Origin of the sequence: Kosakonia sp. YIM B13571 (assembly GCF_042788095.1) — a bacterium.
In the GTDB taxonomy this organism is placed as follows: domain Bacteria; phylum Pseudomonadota; class Gammaproteobacteria; order Enterobacterales; family Enterobacteriaceae; genus Kosakonia; species Kosakonia quasisacchari.
In genome coordinates, this window is sequence record NZ_JBHZPL010000001.1 from 867,526 (window position 1) to 884,267 (window position 16,742).

The 16,742-nt window shown below is 51.2% G+C and carries 14 protein-coding genes; 8 read left to right on the forward strand and 6 right to left on the reverse strand.

Annotation, left to right across the window (positions count from 1 at the left end; all coding sequences use genetic code 11):
- Positions 1-124: 124 nt before the first annotated feature.
- The 6 genes from hupB to bolA all read right to left on the reverse strand — a co-directional run bounded on the left by hupB (position 125) and on the right by bolA (position 7,422).
- On the reverse strand, positions 125-397 hold the full coding sequence (gene hupB, locus ACFX4O_RS04215) for a nucleoid-associated protein HU-beta (RefSeq protein ID WP_017458889.1): 273 nt from the start codon (positions 395-397) through the stop codon (positions 125-127).
- A gap of 210 nt (positions 398-607) precedes the next feature.
- Positions 608-2,962 (reverse strand): endopeptidase La, encoded by a 2,355-nt coding sequence (gene lon / locus ACFX4O_RS04220; RefSeq protein WP_131410109.1) that lies wholly within the window; start codon positions 2,960-2,962, stop codon positions 608-610.
- Positions 2,963-3,145: 183 nt separating this feature from the next.
- Entirely contained in the window at positions 3,146-4,420 is a 1,275-nt protein-coding gene (gene clpX / locus ACFX4O_RS04225; RefSeq protein ID WP_131410107.1) for an ATP-dependent protease ATP-binding subunit ClpX, read from the reverse strand.
- A 125-nt stretch (positions 4,421-4,545) separates the two neighbouring features.
- The gene (gene clpP / locus ACFX4O_RS04230) at positions 4,546-5,169 is read right to left on the reverse strand and encodes an ATP-dependent Clp endopeptidase proteolytic subunit ClpP (RefSeq protein WP_017458886.1); all 624 of its coding nucleotides are present in this window, start codon (positions 5,167-5,169) and stop codon (positions 4,546-4,548) included.
- A gap of 287 nt (positions 5,170-5,456) precedes the next feature.
- Positions 5,457-6,755 carry a trigger factor gene (gene tig, locus ACFX4O_RS04235; RefSeq protein ID WP_380207493.1) on the reverse strand — a complete coding sequence of 433 codons (1,299 nt, stop codon included), beginning with the start codon at positions 6,753-6,755 and terminating at the stop codon, positions 5,457-5,459.
- Between the two features lie 349 nt (positions 6,756-7,104).
- Complete coding sequence (gene bolA, locus ACFX4O_RS04240; RefSeq protein ID WP_131410103.1) at positions 7,105-7,422, reverse strand: transcriptional regulator BolA; 318 nt, start codon at positions 7,420-7,422, stop codon at positions 7,105-7,107.
- A gap of 296 nt (positions 7,423-7,718) precedes the next feature.
- Between bolA and ACFX4O_RS04245 the strand changes: the two genes are divergently transcribed.
- The 8 genes from ACFX4O_RS04245 to ACFX4O_RS04280 all read left to right on the forward strand — a co-directional run bounded on the left by ACFX4O_RS04245 (position 7,719) and on the right by ACFX4O_RS04280 (position 16,726).
- A complete protein-coding gene (locus ACFX4O_RS04245; protein ID WP_131410101.1) occupies positions 7,719-8,297 on the forward strand; it encodes a lipoprotein in 579 nt (192 codons plus the stop codon).
- Between the two features lie 38 nt (positions 8,298-8,335).
- Positions 8,336-9,811, forward strand: coding sequence for a muropeptide MFS transporter AmpG (gene ampG / locus ACFX4O_RS04250; protein WP_380207496.1), 1,476 nt, complete (start codon positions 8,336-8,338; stop codon positions 9,809-9,811).
- Between the two features lie 618 nt (positions 9,812-10,429).
- Positions 10,430-11,377 carry a cytochrome o ubiquinol oxidase subunit II gene (cyoA, locus tag ACFX4O_RS04255; protein ID WP_131410097.1) on the forward strand — a complete coding sequence of 316 codons (948 nt, stop codon included), beginning with the start codon at positions 10,430-10,432 and terminating at the stop codon, positions 11,375-11,377.
- A gap of 18 nt (positions 11,378-11,395) precedes the next feature.
- Entirely contained in the window at positions 11,396-13,387 is a 1,992-nt protein-coding gene (gene cyoB, locus ACFX4O_RS04260; RefSeq protein WP_380207498.1) for a cytochrome o ubiquinol oxidase subunit I, read from the forward strand.
- Positions 13,377-13,991: a cytochrome o ubiquinol oxidase subunit III gene (locus ACFX4O_RS04265; protein ID WP_017458877.1), complete on the forward strand. Its 615-nt coding sequence runs from the start codon at positions 13,377-13,379 to the stop codon at positions 13,989-13,991. Before cyoB ends, ACFX4O_RS04265 begins: the two co-directional genes overlap by 11 nt.
- Positions 13,991-14,317 (forward strand): cytochrome o ubiquinol oxidase subunit IV, encoded by a 327-nt coding sequence (locus ACFX4O_RS04270; RefSeq protein WP_131410093.1) that lies wholly within the window; start codon positions 13,991-13,993, stop codon positions 14,315-14,317. The genes ACFX4O_RS04265 and ACFX4O_RS04270 overlap by 1 nt, the downstream gene beginning before the upstream one ends.
- Before the next feature lie 12 nt (positions 14,318-14,329).
- A complete protein-coding gene (gene cyoE / locus ACFX4O_RS04275; protein ID WP_200552981.1) occupies positions 14,330-15,217 on the forward strand; it encodes a heme o synthase in 888 nt (295 codons plus the stop codon).
- Between the two features lie 147 nt (positions 15,218-15,364).
- The gene (locus tag ACFX4O_RS04280) at positions 15,365-16,726 is read left to right on the forward strand and encodes an MFS transporter (RefSeq protein WP_131410091.1); all 1,362 of its coding nucleotides are present in this window, start codon (positions 15,365-15,367) and stop codon (positions 16,724-16,726) included.
- Positions 16,727-16,742 lie beyond the last annotated feature (16 nt).

The window sequence follows — 16,742 nt, forward strand, 5'->3', positions numbered from 1 at the left end:
AAACGGGGTAATTGTTAGCCCGCATTGTGTATTAACTCGCAGAAAGTGCGTTTGCACAAACAAAAAAGGCACATCTCGCGATGCGCCCTTGTAGTTTGCCGCTATCCCTTCAAAGGGAAGGCGATCAGTTTACTGCGTCTTTCAGTGCTTTGCCTGCGCGGAAACCAGGAACTTTAGCCGCAGCAATGGTGATTTCTTTGCCGGTCTGAGGGTTGCGGCCTGTACGGGCAGCACGCTCTTTAACTACAAAAGAGCCAAACCCTACCAGCGCTACGTCGTCCCCGGATTTCAAAGAATCAGTAACGGCAGCAATAAAAGCATCTAACACACGTCCAGCCGCAGCTTTAGAGATGTCAGCATCTGCGGCAATCTTGTCTACCAGTTGAGATTTATTCACTCTACTCTTCCTCTCTTTATAATTTATATCGCACCTGAATCCTTCACAGCGCGACCGCGCAGCAGTTATATCAGGCCTGTCATGCCCTTACAACACCAGTTGATGATGACACACCCAACCAGCAATCTAAATTAGCTATACAAAAAAAGGCTGGCAAGTCCGAAATCACTCACCAGCCTTGTTTTTATCAACGCACTTTGCGCAAGGTCACTATTTTGCCGTTACAACCTGCATACCAAAGGGTTCATTTTGCAGCGCAAGGCCAAGAACTTCTTCGATACGCTTAACCGGATGGATATCCAGATCGGCTACAACATTGTCCGGAATCTCTTCCAGATCGCGTTTGTTTTCGTAAGGAATCAGAACAGTCTTAATGCCCCCACGATGTGCCGCCAGCAGTTTTTCCTTCAGACCGCCAATCGGCAGAACCTGGCCGCGCAGGGTAATTTCCCCTGTCATCGCCACATCTGCACGAACCGGATTACCGGTCAGACAAGAAACCAGCGCGGTGCACATCGCAATACCAGCGCTCGGGCCATCTTTCGGCGTGGCGCCTTCCGGTACGTGAACGTGAATATCGCGTTTCTCATAGAAATCGCCGTTGATACCGAGTTTTTCCGCACGGGCACGCACAACCGTCAGCGCCGCCTGGATAGACTCCTGCATCACTTCCCCCAGAGAACCGGTGTAAGTCAGCTTGCCTTTGCCTGGTACACAGGCGGTTTCAATGGTCAGCAAGTCACCGCCCACTTCCGTCCATGCCAGCCCGGTGACCTGACCCACACGGTTTTCATCGTCCGCACGGCCATAATCAAAGCGCTGTACACCAAGGTAGTCATGCAGGTTTTCACCGTTGATTTCGATATGCTTCAGAGACGGATCCAGCAGCAGCTGTTTCACCGCTTTCCGGCACAGTTTCGAAATCTCACGCTCCAGACCACGCACACCCGCTTCACGCGTGTAGTAACGGATGATGCCGACAATAGCACTGTCATCAACCGTTAACTCGGTAGGTTTCAGTGCATTACGTTCAATTTGTTTGGTCAGCAGATGACGCTTGGCAATGTTCAGTTTTTCGTCTTCGGTGTAACCAGAAAGACGGATCACTTCCATACGATCCAACAGCGGCGCTGGAATATTCATGGAGTTGGATGTGGCGACGAACATGACGTCGCTGAGGTCGTAATCCACTTCCAGATAGTGATCGCTAAATGCCACGTTCTGTTCCGGATCCAGGACCTCCAGCAGTGCTGACGCAGGATCGCCGCGCATATCGGACGACATTTTGTCGATCTCATCGAGCAGGAACAGCGGGTTTTTAACGCCCACTTTCGCCATCTTCTGAATCAGTTTGCCCGGCATAGAACCGATGTAAGTACGGCGGTGACCGCGGATTTCCGCTTCATCGCGCACACCACCCAGCGCCATACGAATGTATTTGCGCCCGGTCGCCTTCGCAATGGACTGGCCCAAAGAGGTTTTACCTACCCCTGGCGGTCCCACCAGGCACAGAATCGGGCCTTTCAGTTTGTTCATACGGCTTTGAACCGCAAGATACTCAAGGATACGGTCTTTGACACGCTCGAGGCCGTAGTGGTCGGTATCAAGGATTTCCTGCGCCTGGCGCAGATCTTTTTTGACCTTGCTACGCGCGTTCCACGGTACCTGCACCATCCATTCGATATAGCCGCGCACCACGGTTGCTTCCGCAGACATCGGCGACATCATTTTCAGCTTTTGCAGTTCAGATTCGGCTTTCTCTTTCGCCTCTTTCGGCATTTTCGAGGCGTCGATTTTACGCTTCAGCGCTTCGTTTTCGTCCGGCGCGTCATCCATTTCGCCCAGCTCTTTCTGAATGGCTTTCATCTGTTCATTCAGATAGTACTCGCGCTGGGATTTCTCCATCTGCTTTTTCACGCGATTGCGGATGCGTTTTTCAACCTGCAGCAGATCGATTTCAGACTCCATCATCGCCATCAGATATTCCAGACGTTCGTTGACGTCGGACATCTCAAGCACAGACTGCTTATCCGCCAGTTTCAGCGGCATGTGCGCAGCGATGGTGTCAGCCAGACGCGCAGGATCGTCGATGCTATTGAGCGACGTCAGCACTTCTGGCGGGATTTTTTTGTTGAGCTTGATATAGCCTTCAAACTGGCTGATCGCCGTGCGCACCAGCACTTCCTGCTCGCGCTCATCGATAGCCGGCGAGTCAAGGTATTCTGCTTTCGCTGAGAAGTGCTCACCATCGTCGGCAAGCGTGGTAATGCGCGCGCGCTGAAGCCCCTCGACCAGCACTTTTACCGTGCCATCGGGCAGTTTCAACATTTGCAAAATAGACGCCACGGTCCCGACGGTGAAAAGATCGTTTACACCCGGCTCATCCGTTGAGGCTTCCTTCTGTGCAACCAGCATGATTTTTTTATCATGGTCCATGGCCGCTTCCAGACAACGGATAGATTTTTCCCGTCCCACAAATAACGGAATGACCATGTGCGGATAAACCACCACATCGCGCAACGGCAATACGGGGATTTCAATGCGTTCAGAACGCTCAGGATTCATAGAGCTCTCTCTTAGTTTAAAGTCCGCCAGGTAATCAGGTGACGTGACTGTGCAACACGCACCATTAACATGTAAAGCAGTATATGGGGATGTTTCCCACACATTCAACGCTGTGTTTACGGAAAAATAAAAGGGGAGATAAAATCCCCCCTTTTCGATTAACTGATTGTAAGATTTGGTTAATTATTCGCCAGACGCCTGCTGGGCTTCCGGCTTGCCATAAATCAGCAAAGGTTTGGTTTGCTCCGCGATTACCGACTCATCAATTACCACTTTCTCAACATCTTCGAGTGACGGCAGATCATACATGGTGTCCAGCAAAGCGGCTTCAACGATAGAACGCAGACCACGCGCACCGGTTTTACGCACCATTGCTTTCTTAGCAATAGCGTCAAGCGCTTCGTCACGGAATTCGAGATCCACGCCTTCCAGGTTAAACAGCGCCTGATACTGCTTAGTCAGTGCGTTTTTAGGCTCTTTCAGAATCTGAATCAGCGCTTCTTCGCTCAACTCGCTCAACGTTGCCACTACCGGCAGACGCCCGATGAATTCAGGAATCAGACCGAATTTGATCAAATCTTCCGGTTCAACCTGCGCCAGCAGTTCGCCTTCGTTGGCTTTTTCAGCTTTTCCTTTCACTGTTGCGCCAAAACCAATGCCGGAGCCTGTTTCAACACGGTGAGAAATCACCTTATCTAGCCCTGCGAATGCACCACCACAGATAAACAGGATTTTAGAGGTATCGACCTGTAAAAACTCCTGCTGCGGGTGCTTACGTCCACCCTGCGGCGGAACAGCAGCCACGGTGCCTTCGATCAGCTTCAGCAGCGCCTGCTGTACACCTTCACCGGAAACGTCACGGGTAATCGACGGGTTATCAGACTTACGCGAAATCTTGTCAATTTCGTCAATGTAGACAATCCCGCGCTGCGCTTTCTGCACGTCGTAGTCACACTTCTGCAGCAGTTTCTGGATGATGTTTTCTACGTCTTCACCCACGTAACCTGCTTCGGTCAACGTCGTGGCATCGGCCATAGTGAACGGGACATCCAACAGACGCGCCAGCGTTTCTGCCAGCAACGTTTTACCAGAACCAGTCGGCCCGATAAGCAGGATGTTACTTTTACCCAGTTCAACGCCGTTGCTGGTGTCGCCATTACGCAGACGTTTGTAGTGGTTATATACCGCGACTGCCAGCACTTTTTTCGCCTGCTCCTGACCGATTACATAATCATCAAGATGGTGGCGAATTTCATGCGGAGTCGGCAGCGCGCTACGCTCGCGATGCGGCGCAACTTCTTTAATCTCTTCGCGAATAATGTCGTTACACAGATCCACACATTCGTCGCAGATATACACGGATGGCCCGGCGATCAGCTTACGCACTTCATGCTGGCTTTTGCCGCAAAAAGAGCAGTACAACAGTTTGCCCGAACCATCTTTGCGTTTATCTGTCATGAGTCAAAACCTCTTATCTGTTCTTTGTGCCGCACATGACGACGCATATGCCATTCCAGGCGCAAAACGTTACTCAAGCGTGTGCCGCTTGTACCCAATAGTATAGCGGCACCTGGAGCCTGAGCTTAGTTACGATGGGTTAAAATTGAATCAACCAGCCCGTATTCAACCGCCTCTTGCGCAGCAAGGAAGCGGTCACGTTCAGTATCGCGTTCAATTTGTTCTAAAGATTGACCCGTATGATGCGCCATAAGTTCATTCATGCGCCCTTTCACTTTCAGAATCTCACGCGCGTGAATTTCAATATCCGTCGCCTGGCCCTGATAGCCGCCCAGCGGCTGGTGAATCATCACACGTGAATTTGGCAGGCAGAAACGCTTGCCCTTTGCACCCGCCGTCAGCAGGAATGCGCCCATTGACGCAGCCTGGCCCATACAAATCGTGCTGACGTCCGGCTTAATAAATTGCATGGTGTCATAAATTGACATCCCTGCGGTAATTACCCCGCCAGGCGAGTTAATGTACAGGTAAATGTCTTTTTCCGGGTTTTCCGCTTCCAGAAACAGCATTTGCGCCACAATCAGGTTCGCCATGTGGTCTTCAACCTGACCAGTCAGAAAAATTACGCGTTCCTTGAGAAGACGGGAGTAGATATCGAAAGAGCGCTCACCGCGTGAGGTCTGTTCAATAACCATTGGCACCAGAGCCATATGGGGTGCAAAGTTGTCTCGTTCGCCGCTGTATGACATTTCCGTCTCCTGGATAAAAAATTAACAAACCTGCTGTACTGATTGTACTTGAGTGAGTGGGGTCTGACTACGACGCCTCACGGACGGATTATCAGCCAGAGTCTTTACTGTCGCTATTCCCTTAGTGGGGATGACATTACCTGATTTCAAGCATAACAATCTTTTGCTGTTACGCTAACACTGAAACGCCCTTTTAGCACAGATCTGATAGTCCTGATGCGATAAAAAAAGCCCGTCACCAGCAAGCAGGTGACGGGCTTATTACTTTTAGCTATCGCAGAAGTCGATTAAGCCTGTTGGTTCATCAGTTCGTTAAAGGAAGTGGCTTTCTCAGTCACTTTCGCTTTTTCCAGAACCGCTTCAACCGCTTGTTCTTCCAGCGCAACATTACGCATGTTTTCCATCAGCTCTTTGTTTTTGCTGTAGAATTCGATCACTTCTTTCGGATCTTCATACGCAGATGCCATCTCTTCGATCAGGCCTTTAACGCGCTCTTCGTCAGCTTTCAGCTCGTGGGTACGAATGACTTCTCCCAGCAGCAGGCCAACAACAACACGGCGTTTAGCCTGCTCTTCGAACAACTCGCGCGGCAGTTCCAGAGCTTGTTTCTCGTTGCCACCGAAACGCTGTGCAGCCTGACGGCGCAGAACGTCGATTTCGCTGTCGATCAGTGCAGCCGGAACGTCAATTTCGTTCGCTTTCACCAAGCCTTCAATCGCCTGAGATTTAACACGGTTACGCACCGCGCCTTTCAGCTCGCGATCCATGTTTTTGCGTACTTCAGCGCGCAGACCCGCAACGGAGCCATCTTCAACGCCAAAGCGTTTGATGAACTCTTCGGTCAGTTCCGGCAGCTCACGCTCTTCAACTTTTTTCAGGTTAATGACGAATTTCGCCGCTTTACCTTTCAGGTTTTCTGCGTGGTACTCTTCCGGGAAGGTCACGTCGATGGTGAACTCTTCGCCCGATTTGTGGCCTTTAATACCGTCTTCAAAGCCCGGGATCATACGACCCTGACCCATTGCCAGTACGAAATCAGTGGCTTTACCGCCTTCGAATTCTTCGCCATCAACGGAACCGGCGAAATCAACGGTCACGCGATCTTCAGCGTCAACAGCACCATCTTTGTCTTTCCAGGTCGCCTGCTGCTTACGCAGAGTTTCCAGCATGGTGTCCACGTCAGCATCGGTCACTTCAACAACCGGTTTTTCAACTTCGATGGTATCCAGCGCTTTCAGCTCAACTTCCGGATACACTTCGAACTCTACAGAGTAGGTGAAGTCTTCGCCCAGTTTGTATTCGCCCGGAACATAGTTCGGTGCGCCAGCTGGGTTGATTTTTTCCTGAATGATCGCATCGATAAAGTTGCGGCTCATCAGATCGCCCAGTACGTCCTGGCGAACAGAAGCGCCATAACGCTGAGCAACAACGGTCATCGGTACTTTACCCTTACGGAAGCCGTCAATACGCACTTTCTTCGCTACGTTGACCAGCTCGCTCTTCACAGCGGTCTCGATGCTGTCAGCAGCGATTGTAATCGTTACACGGCGCCCAAGGCCCTGAGTGGTTTCAACTGAAACTTGCATCTTGTTACCTCAAAAAATCACAGTGCTCGGTCAACTCTACTCTGCGAAGCAAACCGTTTCGCTTGCAGAACCGGGATGTTCTCTCAAATCAGATATACATTCCCTGTCGTCAGAATCATCCCGAAGACATTCCGAAAAATAAGACGCAGCATTATAGCGGCATCACAGATATGAGTCGAGAACGGGAATGTCGCAATGGTGCGTCATTTTTCACACTTCTGAAGCAATTTCGCTCAAAAAACTGCGTTTCTCGCTCAAAATTCAGACAAAACAAAACGGCCCGTAGGCCGTTTTTACATAATCTGCATGCAACATACTGGAAAAGTTTGGGCAGTTGCAACCAGGTTTTCTACGCGATGCTTCCGGCACCGCGACAGGCTGGCGAGGTCAACAGGGTATCCTGCAAACCTTCCCACTCCTTAAGTGTGTAAGTATGCAAAGCCAGTGCATGAATCGTCGAAGACAGCTCATCTGCCAACGTGCCGTAGATCATGCGATGACGGTTAAGAAAACGCTCTCCAGTAAAGCGGTCGCTTACCAGTACAACTTTGAAGTGACTTTCAGAACCTGCGGGGACATTGTGACGATAACTCTCGTCAACAACCTCGAGAATGAGGGGCTCAAACGCCGCCTTCAACTTTGCTTCTATTTGTTCACGCATCATCATGATATTACACCTCCGACAACGCTGAGATGCCAGCCATCTCTTTAAATGTTAGCCGCTTTTACCGTCTCTATAACAATAAAACAACAAAAATTAGCGTTCGTCCTATTTTTCCGCGCAAGGGGATGAACTCTACTGAAAGCAGCTTTTTTTGCGTGGCATCACCCATAAAAAGGTTTTTGACGACAAAAAAGCACAAGACGATGAATTTCCATGCATTGAGGACTTCCTCTTAACAGCGGCAATGTTATGATGGCGAGAATTTTCCCCCAGAAGCTTAGATCCTTGAGAGCCTGAACATGTTTAAAAAACTACTCTTTCCGTTGGTCGCTTTATTTATGCTGGCCGGGTGCGCAACCCCGCCGACAACGCTTGATGTCACCCCAAAAATTACTCTGCCGCAGCAGGATCCTAGCTTGATGGGTGTCACCGTGAGTATCAACGGTGCCGATCAGCGCCCGGATCAAGCGCTGGCCAAAGTAACGCGCGATAACCAGCTTGTCACACTGACAGCATCACGCGACTTGCGTTTCCTGCTGCAAGAAGTGCTGGAAAAACAGATGACCGCGCGCGGTTACATGATTGGGCCGAACGGTGCGGTAAACCTGCAGATTATTGTTAACCAGCTGTATGCCGATGTCTCTCAGGGCAACGTCCGCTACAACATCGCGACCAAAGCGGATATCGCGATCATCGCGACTGCCGCGAATGGCAACAAGATGACCAAAAACTACCGTGCAAGCTATAACGTCGAAGGCGCGTTCCAGGCCAGCAACGACAAGATTGCCGGTGCGGTTAACAGCGTGTTGACTGATACCATTGCTGACATGTCTCAGGACACCAGCATTCACGACTTTATCAAGCAAAACGCCCGTTAATTTTTTCTGGCCCGGTTTTCCGGGCCAGTTTTTAACTCATGTCCAGTCACTACTTACGCATATTCACCCAGCCGAAATCAGCCATCCTGCTGATTCTGGGTTTCGCTTCCGGTTTGCCTCTTGCCCTGACCAGCGGCACACTTCAGGCATGGATGACCGTTGAAAACATCGATTTAAAAACCATCGGTTTCTTTTCTCTGGTCGGCCAGGCTTACGTCTTTAAATTTCTGTGGTCACCAGTGATGGATCGCTACACACCGCCTTTACTCGGGCGTCGTCGCGGCTGGCTGCTCCTTACGCAAATTCTGTTGCTGGTGTCGATTGCCGCAATGGGTTTCCTCGATCCAGCCAACCATTTACGCTGGATGGCGGCGCTGGCTGTGCTTATCGCCTTCTGCTCTGCGTCTCAGGATATTGTCTTCGACGCATGGAAAACGGATGTGTTGCCGCTTGAAGAGCGCGGCGCAGGTGCGGCAATAAGCGTGCTGGGCTATCGGCTTGGAATGTTGGTTTCCGGGGGACTGGCATTATGGCTGGCGGATCGCTGGCTCGGCTGGCAAGGGATGTACGGGTTAATGGCCGTGCTACTGGTCCCGTGCATTATCGCTACCCTGCTCGCACCGGAGCCAGAGGATGTGATTCCGGTGCCGAAAACGCTGGAACGCGCCGTTGTCGAGCCGCTGCGTGATTTCTTCGGGCGCAACAACGCCTGGCTTATCCTTCTATTAATAGTGCTGTACAAACTGGGCGATGCGTTCGCCATGAGCCTGACAACAACATTTCTCATCCGCGGCGTTGGTTTTGACGCCGGAGAAGTCGGCGTAGTGAACAAAACCCTGGGGCTTATCGCCACGATTATCGGCGCGTTATTTGGTGGCGTACTGATGCAACGGTTATCCCTGTTCCGTGCGCTGTTCATTTTTGGCGTACTACAGGCCATTTCCAATGCCGGTTACTGGCTGCTATCGATTACGGCGAAAAGCATTTTTACGATGGGTTCAGCCGTCTTTTTAGAAAACCTGTGTGGCGGCATGGGGACTGCGGCGTTTGTTGCGCTATTAATGACGCTCTGCAACAAATCCTTCTCCGCAACGCAGTTTGCTTTGCTCTCGGCGCTGTCGGCAGTTGGACGCGTCTATGTCGGCCCGCTGGCTGGCTGGTTTGTTGAAAGTTACAGTTGGTCGACGTTCTATCTCTTTTCGATTGTGGCCGCGCTTCCCGGTCTGGTATTGCTGGTATTGTGCAAAAAAACGCTGGCATTTACGCAACAGAGTGAACGTTTTCTCTGCAGAACGGAATACGCTGCGGCGTACCGGCTGGCACTGCGCATACTGAGCGCCGGTTGCGTACTGGTAGGGTGCTGGTTGCTGGTGCTAATGATTAACGTTACAGGATTTGCCGACTGGTCTTTCGGCACAACGCTTCTGGAATGGGGCGCGCTGTTAGCGATTATCGGCATTGTGTTTGGCGGTGTGTTGGATCTACTGGCGCTACGTAAAACAGAGTTACTATGACGTGATAAACAAGCGCCTGCGGGTGCTTGTTTTTGTCTTCGAAAGCCTCAAAACGTTAAAAAAAAGTAAAGAGACAAAAAAATCTCTGGAGAATATATTTACTGGCTATTTCCCTATTAAAATCAGAGAATCAAAAAATAAAAACGGCCCAAAACAATTCACCTCAGTTATTATTATGCTCAATAAATAAACACCACATCTTTTAAGCAAATCACCTAATTCAAACTGAACAAATAAAAAATCTTAATTGTTTTGTGCCTTATAAATTAAAGGCTACTCTTTAACGATTCAGCACGGTTATTAATTGTTGGGTTTCAAGTTCGTTCCAATAATGTTCAATATTTGCTGGATATTTGTTAAATAAATGTATATTTAACTGATTGGTTATACCAATTTACCCCCAACACTGATTGTGATGTAATTTTTCCGTTATAATCTCACTCTCTGGCAGTGCGAATCGCTTTTTTTACAGATTGTTGCATCCGATGTGACATAAACGGCAAAAGCCAGTAACACCTTACTGACACAGAGCCAATCATGTTTACAGTAACGTAACCTTTCCGTAAAATGCCCGCACACTTTAAGCGCCACCAGATCCCGTGGAATTGAGGTCGTTAAATGAGACTCAGGAAATACAATAAAAGTTTGGGATGGTTGTCATTAATCGCTGGTACTGTTTTACTCAGTGGCTGCGATTCTGCACTTCTTGACCCCAAAGGACAGATTGGACTGGAGCAACGTTCGCTGATACTGACGGCTTTTGGCCTGATGTTGATTGTCGTTATTCCCGCCATCTTGATGGCCGTTGGTTTCGCCTGGAAGTATCGTGCGAGCAATAAAGATGCGAAGTATAGCCCTAACTGGTCACACTCCAATAAAGTGGAAGCTGTGGTCTGGACGGTGCCAATTCTGATCATCCTGTTCCTTGCCGTATTGACATGGAAAACCACCCACGCGCTTGAACCAAGCAAACCATTAGCCCATGACGAACAACCGATCACCATTGAAGTTGTTTCTATGGACTGGAAATGGTTCTTCATCTATCCGGAGCAAGGCATTGCTACCGTGAACGAAATCGCCTTCCCGGCTAACGTTCCGGTTCAGTTCAAAGTCACCTCCAACTCCGTGATGAACTCGTTCTTTATCCCGAAACTGGGTAGCCAGATTTATGCGATGGCCGGTATGCAGACCAACTTGCATCTGATCGCCAACGAAGCTGGCACCTACGATGGTATCTCCGCAAGCTACAGCGGCCCGGGCTTCTCGGGTATGAAGTTTAAAGCAATTGCTACGCCGGACCGTGCCGCATTCGACCAGTGGGTCGCAAAAGCGAAACAAGCTTCGAATACCCTGCCGGATATGGCCGCGTATGACAAACTTGCTGCGCCAAGCGAATACAACAAGGTTGAATACTTCTCCAGCGTGAAACCCGATTTGTTTAAAGACGTTATCAACAAATTTATGGGCCACGGCATGAGCATGGACATGAACCAACCGAAGGGCGAGCATAGCGAGCACAAAGGTATGGAAGGCATGGACATGAGCCACGCGGAAACCTCTCACTAAGGGGTCGAGGAAGAAACGATGTTCGGAAAATTGACACTGGATGCAGTCCCCTACCATGAACCCATTATTGTGGTTACGGTGGCTGCGATTATCATCGGTGGCCTGGCATTACTGGCCCTGATTACTTACTTCGGTAAGTGGAACTACTTGTGGAAAGAGTGGCTGACTTCGGTTGACCACAAAAAACTCGGCATCATGTACTGCATCGTCGGTATCGTGATGCTGATTCGTGGCTTTGCTGACGCCATTATGATGCGTAGCCAGCAAGCACTCGCCTCGGCGGGTGAAGCAGGCTTCCTGCCACCGCACCACTACGACCAGATCTTCACTGCCCACGGCGTGATCATGATCTTCTTCGTAGCGATGCCGCTGGTTATCGGTCTGATGAACGTGGTAATCCCACTGCAGATCGGCGCTCGTGATGTGGCGTTCCCGTTCCTGAACAACCTGAGCTTCTGGTTCACGGTTGTCGGTGTGATCCTGGTTAACCTGTCTCTCGGCGTGGGTGAATTCGCGCAGACTGGCTGGCTGGCTTATCCGCCGCTATCGGGAATCGAGTACAGCCCTGGCGTAGGTGTCGATTACTGGATCTGGGCACTTCAGCTCTCCGGTATCGGTACGACGCTGACCGGTATCAACTTCTTCGTGACCATTCTGAAGATGCGTGCGCCGGGCATGACCATGTTCAAGATGCCAGTATTTACCTGGGCATCACTGTGCGCCAACGTGCTGATTATCGCGTCGTTCCCGATCCTGACTGTCACCGTCGCGTTGCTGACCCTGGACCGCTATCTGGGTACCCATTTCTTCACCAACGAAATGGGCGGCAACATGATGATGTACATCAACTTGATCTGGGCCTGGGGCCATCCGGAAGTGTACATCCTGGTTCTGCCGGTGTTCGGTGTGTTCTCGGAAGTCGCCGCGACCTTCTCGCGTAAACGCCTGTTCGGTTACACCTCGCTGGTTTGGGCGACTGTGTGTATTACCGTGCTGTCGTTTATCGTTTGGTTGCACCACTTCTTCACCATGGGTGCAGGCGCGAACGTTAACGCCTTCTTCGGTATCGCCACCATGATTATCGCCATCCCAACCGGGGTGAAGATCTTCAACTGGCTGTTCACCATGTACCAGGGCCGTATCGTGTTCCATTCAGCAATGATGTGGACCATCGGCTTTATCGTGACCTTCTCTGTGGGCGGTATGACCGGCGTACTGCTGGCGGTACCGGGCGCTGACTTTGTGCTGCACAACAGTCTGTTCCTGATTGCTCACTTCCATAACGTCATCATCGGCGGTGTGGTATTTGGTTGCTTTGCTGGTATCACTTACTGGTGGCCGAAAGCGTTTGGTTTCACCCTGAATGAAACCTGGGGTAAACGCGCCTTCTGGTTCTGGATTATCGGCTTCTTCGTGGCATTTATGCCGCTGTATGTGCTGGGCTTTATGGGTATGACCCGTCGTCTGAGCCAGCAGATCGATCCGCAGTTCCACACCATGCTGGTGGTTGCCGCTTGCGGCGCTGCGCTGATTGCCTGCGGTATTCTGTGTCAGCTGATTCAGTACTACGTCTCTATCCGCGACCGTCACCTCAATCGTGATCTGACCGGTGACCCGTGGGGTGGCCGTACGCTGGAGTGGGCAACCTCTTCTCCGCCGCCGTTCTACAACTTCGCTTTAGTGCCACACGTTCATGAACGTGATGCATTCTGGGAAATGAAAGAAAAAGGCGAAGCGTACAAGCAGCCCGAGCATTATGAAGAAATTCATATGCCGAAAAACAGCGCTGCGGGCATTGTTATTGCCGCTTTCGCAACGGTGTTTGGCTTTGCCATGATCTGGCACATCTGGTGGATGGCGATCGTCGGTTTCGCCGGCATCGTAATTAGCTGGATTGTGAAGAGCTTTGACGAGGACGTGGATTACTACGTACCGGTTGCAGAAGTCGAAAAACTGGAAAATCAGCATTTCGATGAGATCAAAAAGGCAGGGCTGAAAAATGGCAACTGATACTCTGACGACTGCGAACGCCCACGCGCACGAACATGGGCACCATGATTCAGGACCGACGAAAGTCTTCGGTTTCTGGATCTACCTGATGAGCGACTGCATTCTGTTCTCGATCCTGTTCGCGACCTATGCCGTGTTAGTGAATAACACGGCGGGTGGCCCGTCGGGTAAAGACATCTTTGAACTGCCGTTCGTTCTGGTGGAAACCGCCCTGCTGCTGTTCAGCTCCATCACCTATGGCATGGCGGCGATCGCCATGTATAAGAACAACAAAAGCCAGGTCGTTTCCTGGCTGGCGTTGACCTGGCTGTTCGGCGCAGGCTTCATCGGGATGGAACTCTATGAATTCCATCACCTGATCGTTGAAGGTATGGGGCCGGATCGCAGTGGCTTCCTGTCAGCGTTCTTTGCGCTGGTTGGCACCCACGGTCTGCACGTGACCTCGGGTCTGATCTGGATGGCAGTGCTGATGTTCCAGATTTCCCGCCGCGGCCTGACCAGTACAAACCGTACACGTATCCTGTGCCTGAGCCTGTTCTGGCACTTCCTGGACGTGGTATGGATTTGTGTATTCTCAGTCGTTTATCTGATGGGGGCGATGTAATGAGTCATTCAACCGATCATGGCGCTTCCCACGGTAGCGTAAAAACCTACATGACAGGTTTTATCCTGTCGATCATCCTGACGGTGATCCCGTTCTGGATGGTGATGAGCGGTACTGCGTCCCACGTTGCGATTCTTGGCACTGTGCTGGTGACAGCGGTGGTACAGATTCTGGTGCATCTGGTGTGCTTCCTGCATATGAACACCAAATCTGATGAGGGCTGGAACCTGACGGCCTTCGTCTTTACTGTGCTGATCATCGCGATCGTGGTGGTAGGTTCCATCTGGATTATGTGGAACCTCAACTACAACATGATGGTTCGATAAGAGCGGCGAAGTATGTTTAAGCAATACCTGCAAGTCACGAAACCGGGCATTATTTTTGGCAACTTGATCTCCGTGATCGGGGGATTCCTGCTGGCCTCTAAAGGCCACATCGATTATCCCCTGTTCATCTACACGCTGATTGGTGTGTCGCTGGTCGTCGCCTCTGGTTGTGTATTTAACAACTACATCGACCGTGACATCGATAAAAAGATGGAACGGACGAAAAACAGGGTGCTGGTCAGAGGGCTGATCTCGCCAAAAGTGTCGCTGGTTTACGCCGCCTTGTTGGGTATTGCTGGCTTCATGCTGCTGTGGTTTGGTGCCAACCCGCTGGCCTGCTGGCTCGGGGTAATGGGGTTTGTTGTGTATGTGGGCGTCTACAGCCTGTATATGAAACGCCACTCCGTTTACGGTACGCTGATTGGTTCACTCTCCGGCGCTGCGCCACCGGTGATTGGCTACTGCGCCGTCACCAACGAGTTCGACAGCGGCGCGGCGATTCTGCTGGCGATTTTCAGCCTGTGGCAGATGCCTCATTCGTATGCCATCGCGATTTTCCGTTTTAAGGATTATCAGGCAGCGAACATCCCGGTGCTGCCGGTGGTGAAAGGCATTTCCGTGGCGAAAAACCATATCACGCTCTATATCCTGGCGTTCGCTATCGCCACTTTGATGCTGTCGCTTGGCGGCTACGCCGGTTACAAATACCTGGTGGTTGCCGCCGCGGTAAGTCTCTGGTGGTTAGGCATGGCGCTGCGTGGATATAAAGTTGAGGATGACAGGGTGTGGGCGCGCAAACTGTTCGTCTTCTCCATTGTCGCTATCACCTCGCTCAGCGTGATGATGTCGGTCGATTTTATGGTGCCGGATTCCCATAATCTGTTGACCTACGTCTGGTGATCCAAACCGCCATTCTAAAGGGTGCTACGGCACCCTTTTTTCATGCCCAAACTCCACGATTTACAGGTAATATTTGTTAATTAACCTGTTATTTACCCCGCCCTGCCCCCGCACTACACTATGTCCGGTTTTCAAATTGAGGTGGTAATGAACGATTATAAAATGACACCAGGCGAGTTGCGCGCCACCTGGGGTTTAGGGACTGTATTCTCACTGCGCATGCTTGGCATGTTTATGGTCCTGCCCGTTCTGACCACTTACGGTATGGCGCTGCAGGGTGCCAGTGAAGCACTGATCGGTCTGGCGATTGGTATTTATGGCCTCGCACAGGCCGTGTTTCAAATTCCCTTTGGCTTGCTTTCTGACCGTATCGGCCGCAAGCCTCTTATCGTCGGTGGGTTAGCGATTTTTGTCGCCGGTAGCGTGATTGCCGCGCTTTCCGATTCTATCTGGGGCATTATTCTTGGCCGCGCGTTGCAAGGCTCCGGCGCCATCGCCGCCGCCGTCATGGCGCTTCTCTCCGATCTCACCCGCGAACAGAACCGCACCAAAGCGATGGCCTTTATCGGTGTCAGCTTTGGCGTCACCTTCGCTATTGCCATGGTGCTCGGCCCGATTATCACGCACCAGTTGGGTTTACATGCGCTGTTCTGGATGATTGCCGGGCTGGCAACTGTCGGCATTGCGTTAACCGTGTGGGTCGTGCCAGACAGCCAGCGACACGTGCGTAACCGCGAATCCGGCATGGTGAAAGACTGTTTCCAGATGGTGATGGTCAACCCGAAACTGCTGAAGCTCAACTTTGGCATTATGTGCCTGCATATCCTGCTGATGTCGACATTCGTGGCCCTGCCTGGGCAACTTGAAGCCGCCGGTTTCCTCGCGCCGAATCACTGGAAAATCTACCTTGTCACCATGCTTATCTCTTTCGTTTCTGTGGTGCCGTTTATTATCTACGCCGAAGTGAAACGCCGCATGAAGCGCGTTTTCGTGTTCTGCGTGGCGCTGCTGCTGATTGCTGAAATCGTGTTGTGGGGCGCGGGGCCGCATTTCTGGGAAATCGTCATTGGCGTACAGATCTTTTTCCTCGCCTTTAACCTGATGGAAGCGTTATTGCCGTCGTTAATCAGCAAAGAAGCACCTGCGGGTTATAAAGGCACGGCGATGGGCATTTACTCCACCAGCCAGTTTATCGGCGTGGCAATTGGCGGTGCGCTCGGCGGCTGGGTAGATGGCCTGTTTGACTCGCAAACAGTCTTTCTTGCCGGCGCATTGCTGGCGATGGTTTGGCTGCTTGTCGCGGGCACCATGCAGGAACCGCCCTATGTCAGCAGTTTACGCATCGCGATCCCGGAAAATGTCACCATCAATGAAGCGCTGCAGCAGCGTTTACTGGCAAAAGAAGGCGTGAGTGAAGTGTTGGTGGTTGCTGAGGAGCGCAGCGCTTACGTCAAAATCGACAGTAAAGTGACCAACCGTTTTGACGTCGAACAAGCGATAGCAGGTTAAGTTCGCGATTCTGCTC

Coding starts and splice junctions, on each gene's coding strand:
- tig (WP_380207493.1), bottom strand. CDS start 6,755: ATGCAAGTTTCAGTTGAAACCACTCAGGGCCTTGGGCGCCGTGTAACG.
- ACFX4O_RS04270 (WP_131410093.1), top strand. CDS start 13,991: ATGAGTCATTCAACCGATCATGGCGCTTCCCACGGTAGCGTAAAAACC.
- ampG (WP_380207496.1), top strand. CDS start 8,336: ATGTCCAGTCACTACTTACGCATATTCACCCAGCCGAAATCAGCCATC.
- ACFX4O_RS04265 (WP_017458877.1), top strand. CDS start 13,377: ATGGCAACTGATACTCTGACGACTGCGAACGCCCACGCGCACGAACAT.
- lon (WP_131410109.1), bottom strand. CDS start 2,962: ATGAATCCTGAGCGTTCTGAACGCATTGAAATCCCCGTATTGCCGTTG.
- cyoB (WP_380207498.1), top strand. CDS start 11,396: ATGTTCGGAAAATTGACACTGGATGCAGTCCCCTACCATGAACCCATT.
- cyoE (WP_200552981.1), top strand. CDS start 14,330: ATGTTTAAGCAATACCTGCAAGTCACGAAACCGGGCATTATTTTTGGC.
- ACFX4O_RS04245 (WP_131410101.1), top strand. CDS start 7,719: ATGTTTAAAAAACTACTCTTTCCGTTGGTCGCTTTATTTATGCTGGCC.
- bolA (WP_131410103.1), bottom strand. CDS start 7,422: ATGATGATGCGTGAACAAATAGAAGCAAAGTTGAAGGCGGCGTTTGAG.
- cyoA (WP_131410097.1), top strand. CDS start 10,430: ATGAGACTCAGGAAATACAATAAAAGTTTGGGATGGTTGTCATTAATC.
- clpX (WP_131410107.1), bottom strand. CDS start 4,420: ATGACAGATAAACGCAAAGATGGTTCGGGCAAACTGTTGTACTGCTCT.
- ACFX4O_RS04280 (WP_131410091.1), top strand. CDS start 15,365: ATGAACGATTATAAAATGACACCAGGCGAGTTGCGCGCCACCTGGGGT.
- clpP (WP_017458886.1), bottom strand. CDS start 5,169: ATGTCATACAGCGGCGAACGAGACAACTTTGCACCCCATATGGCTCTG.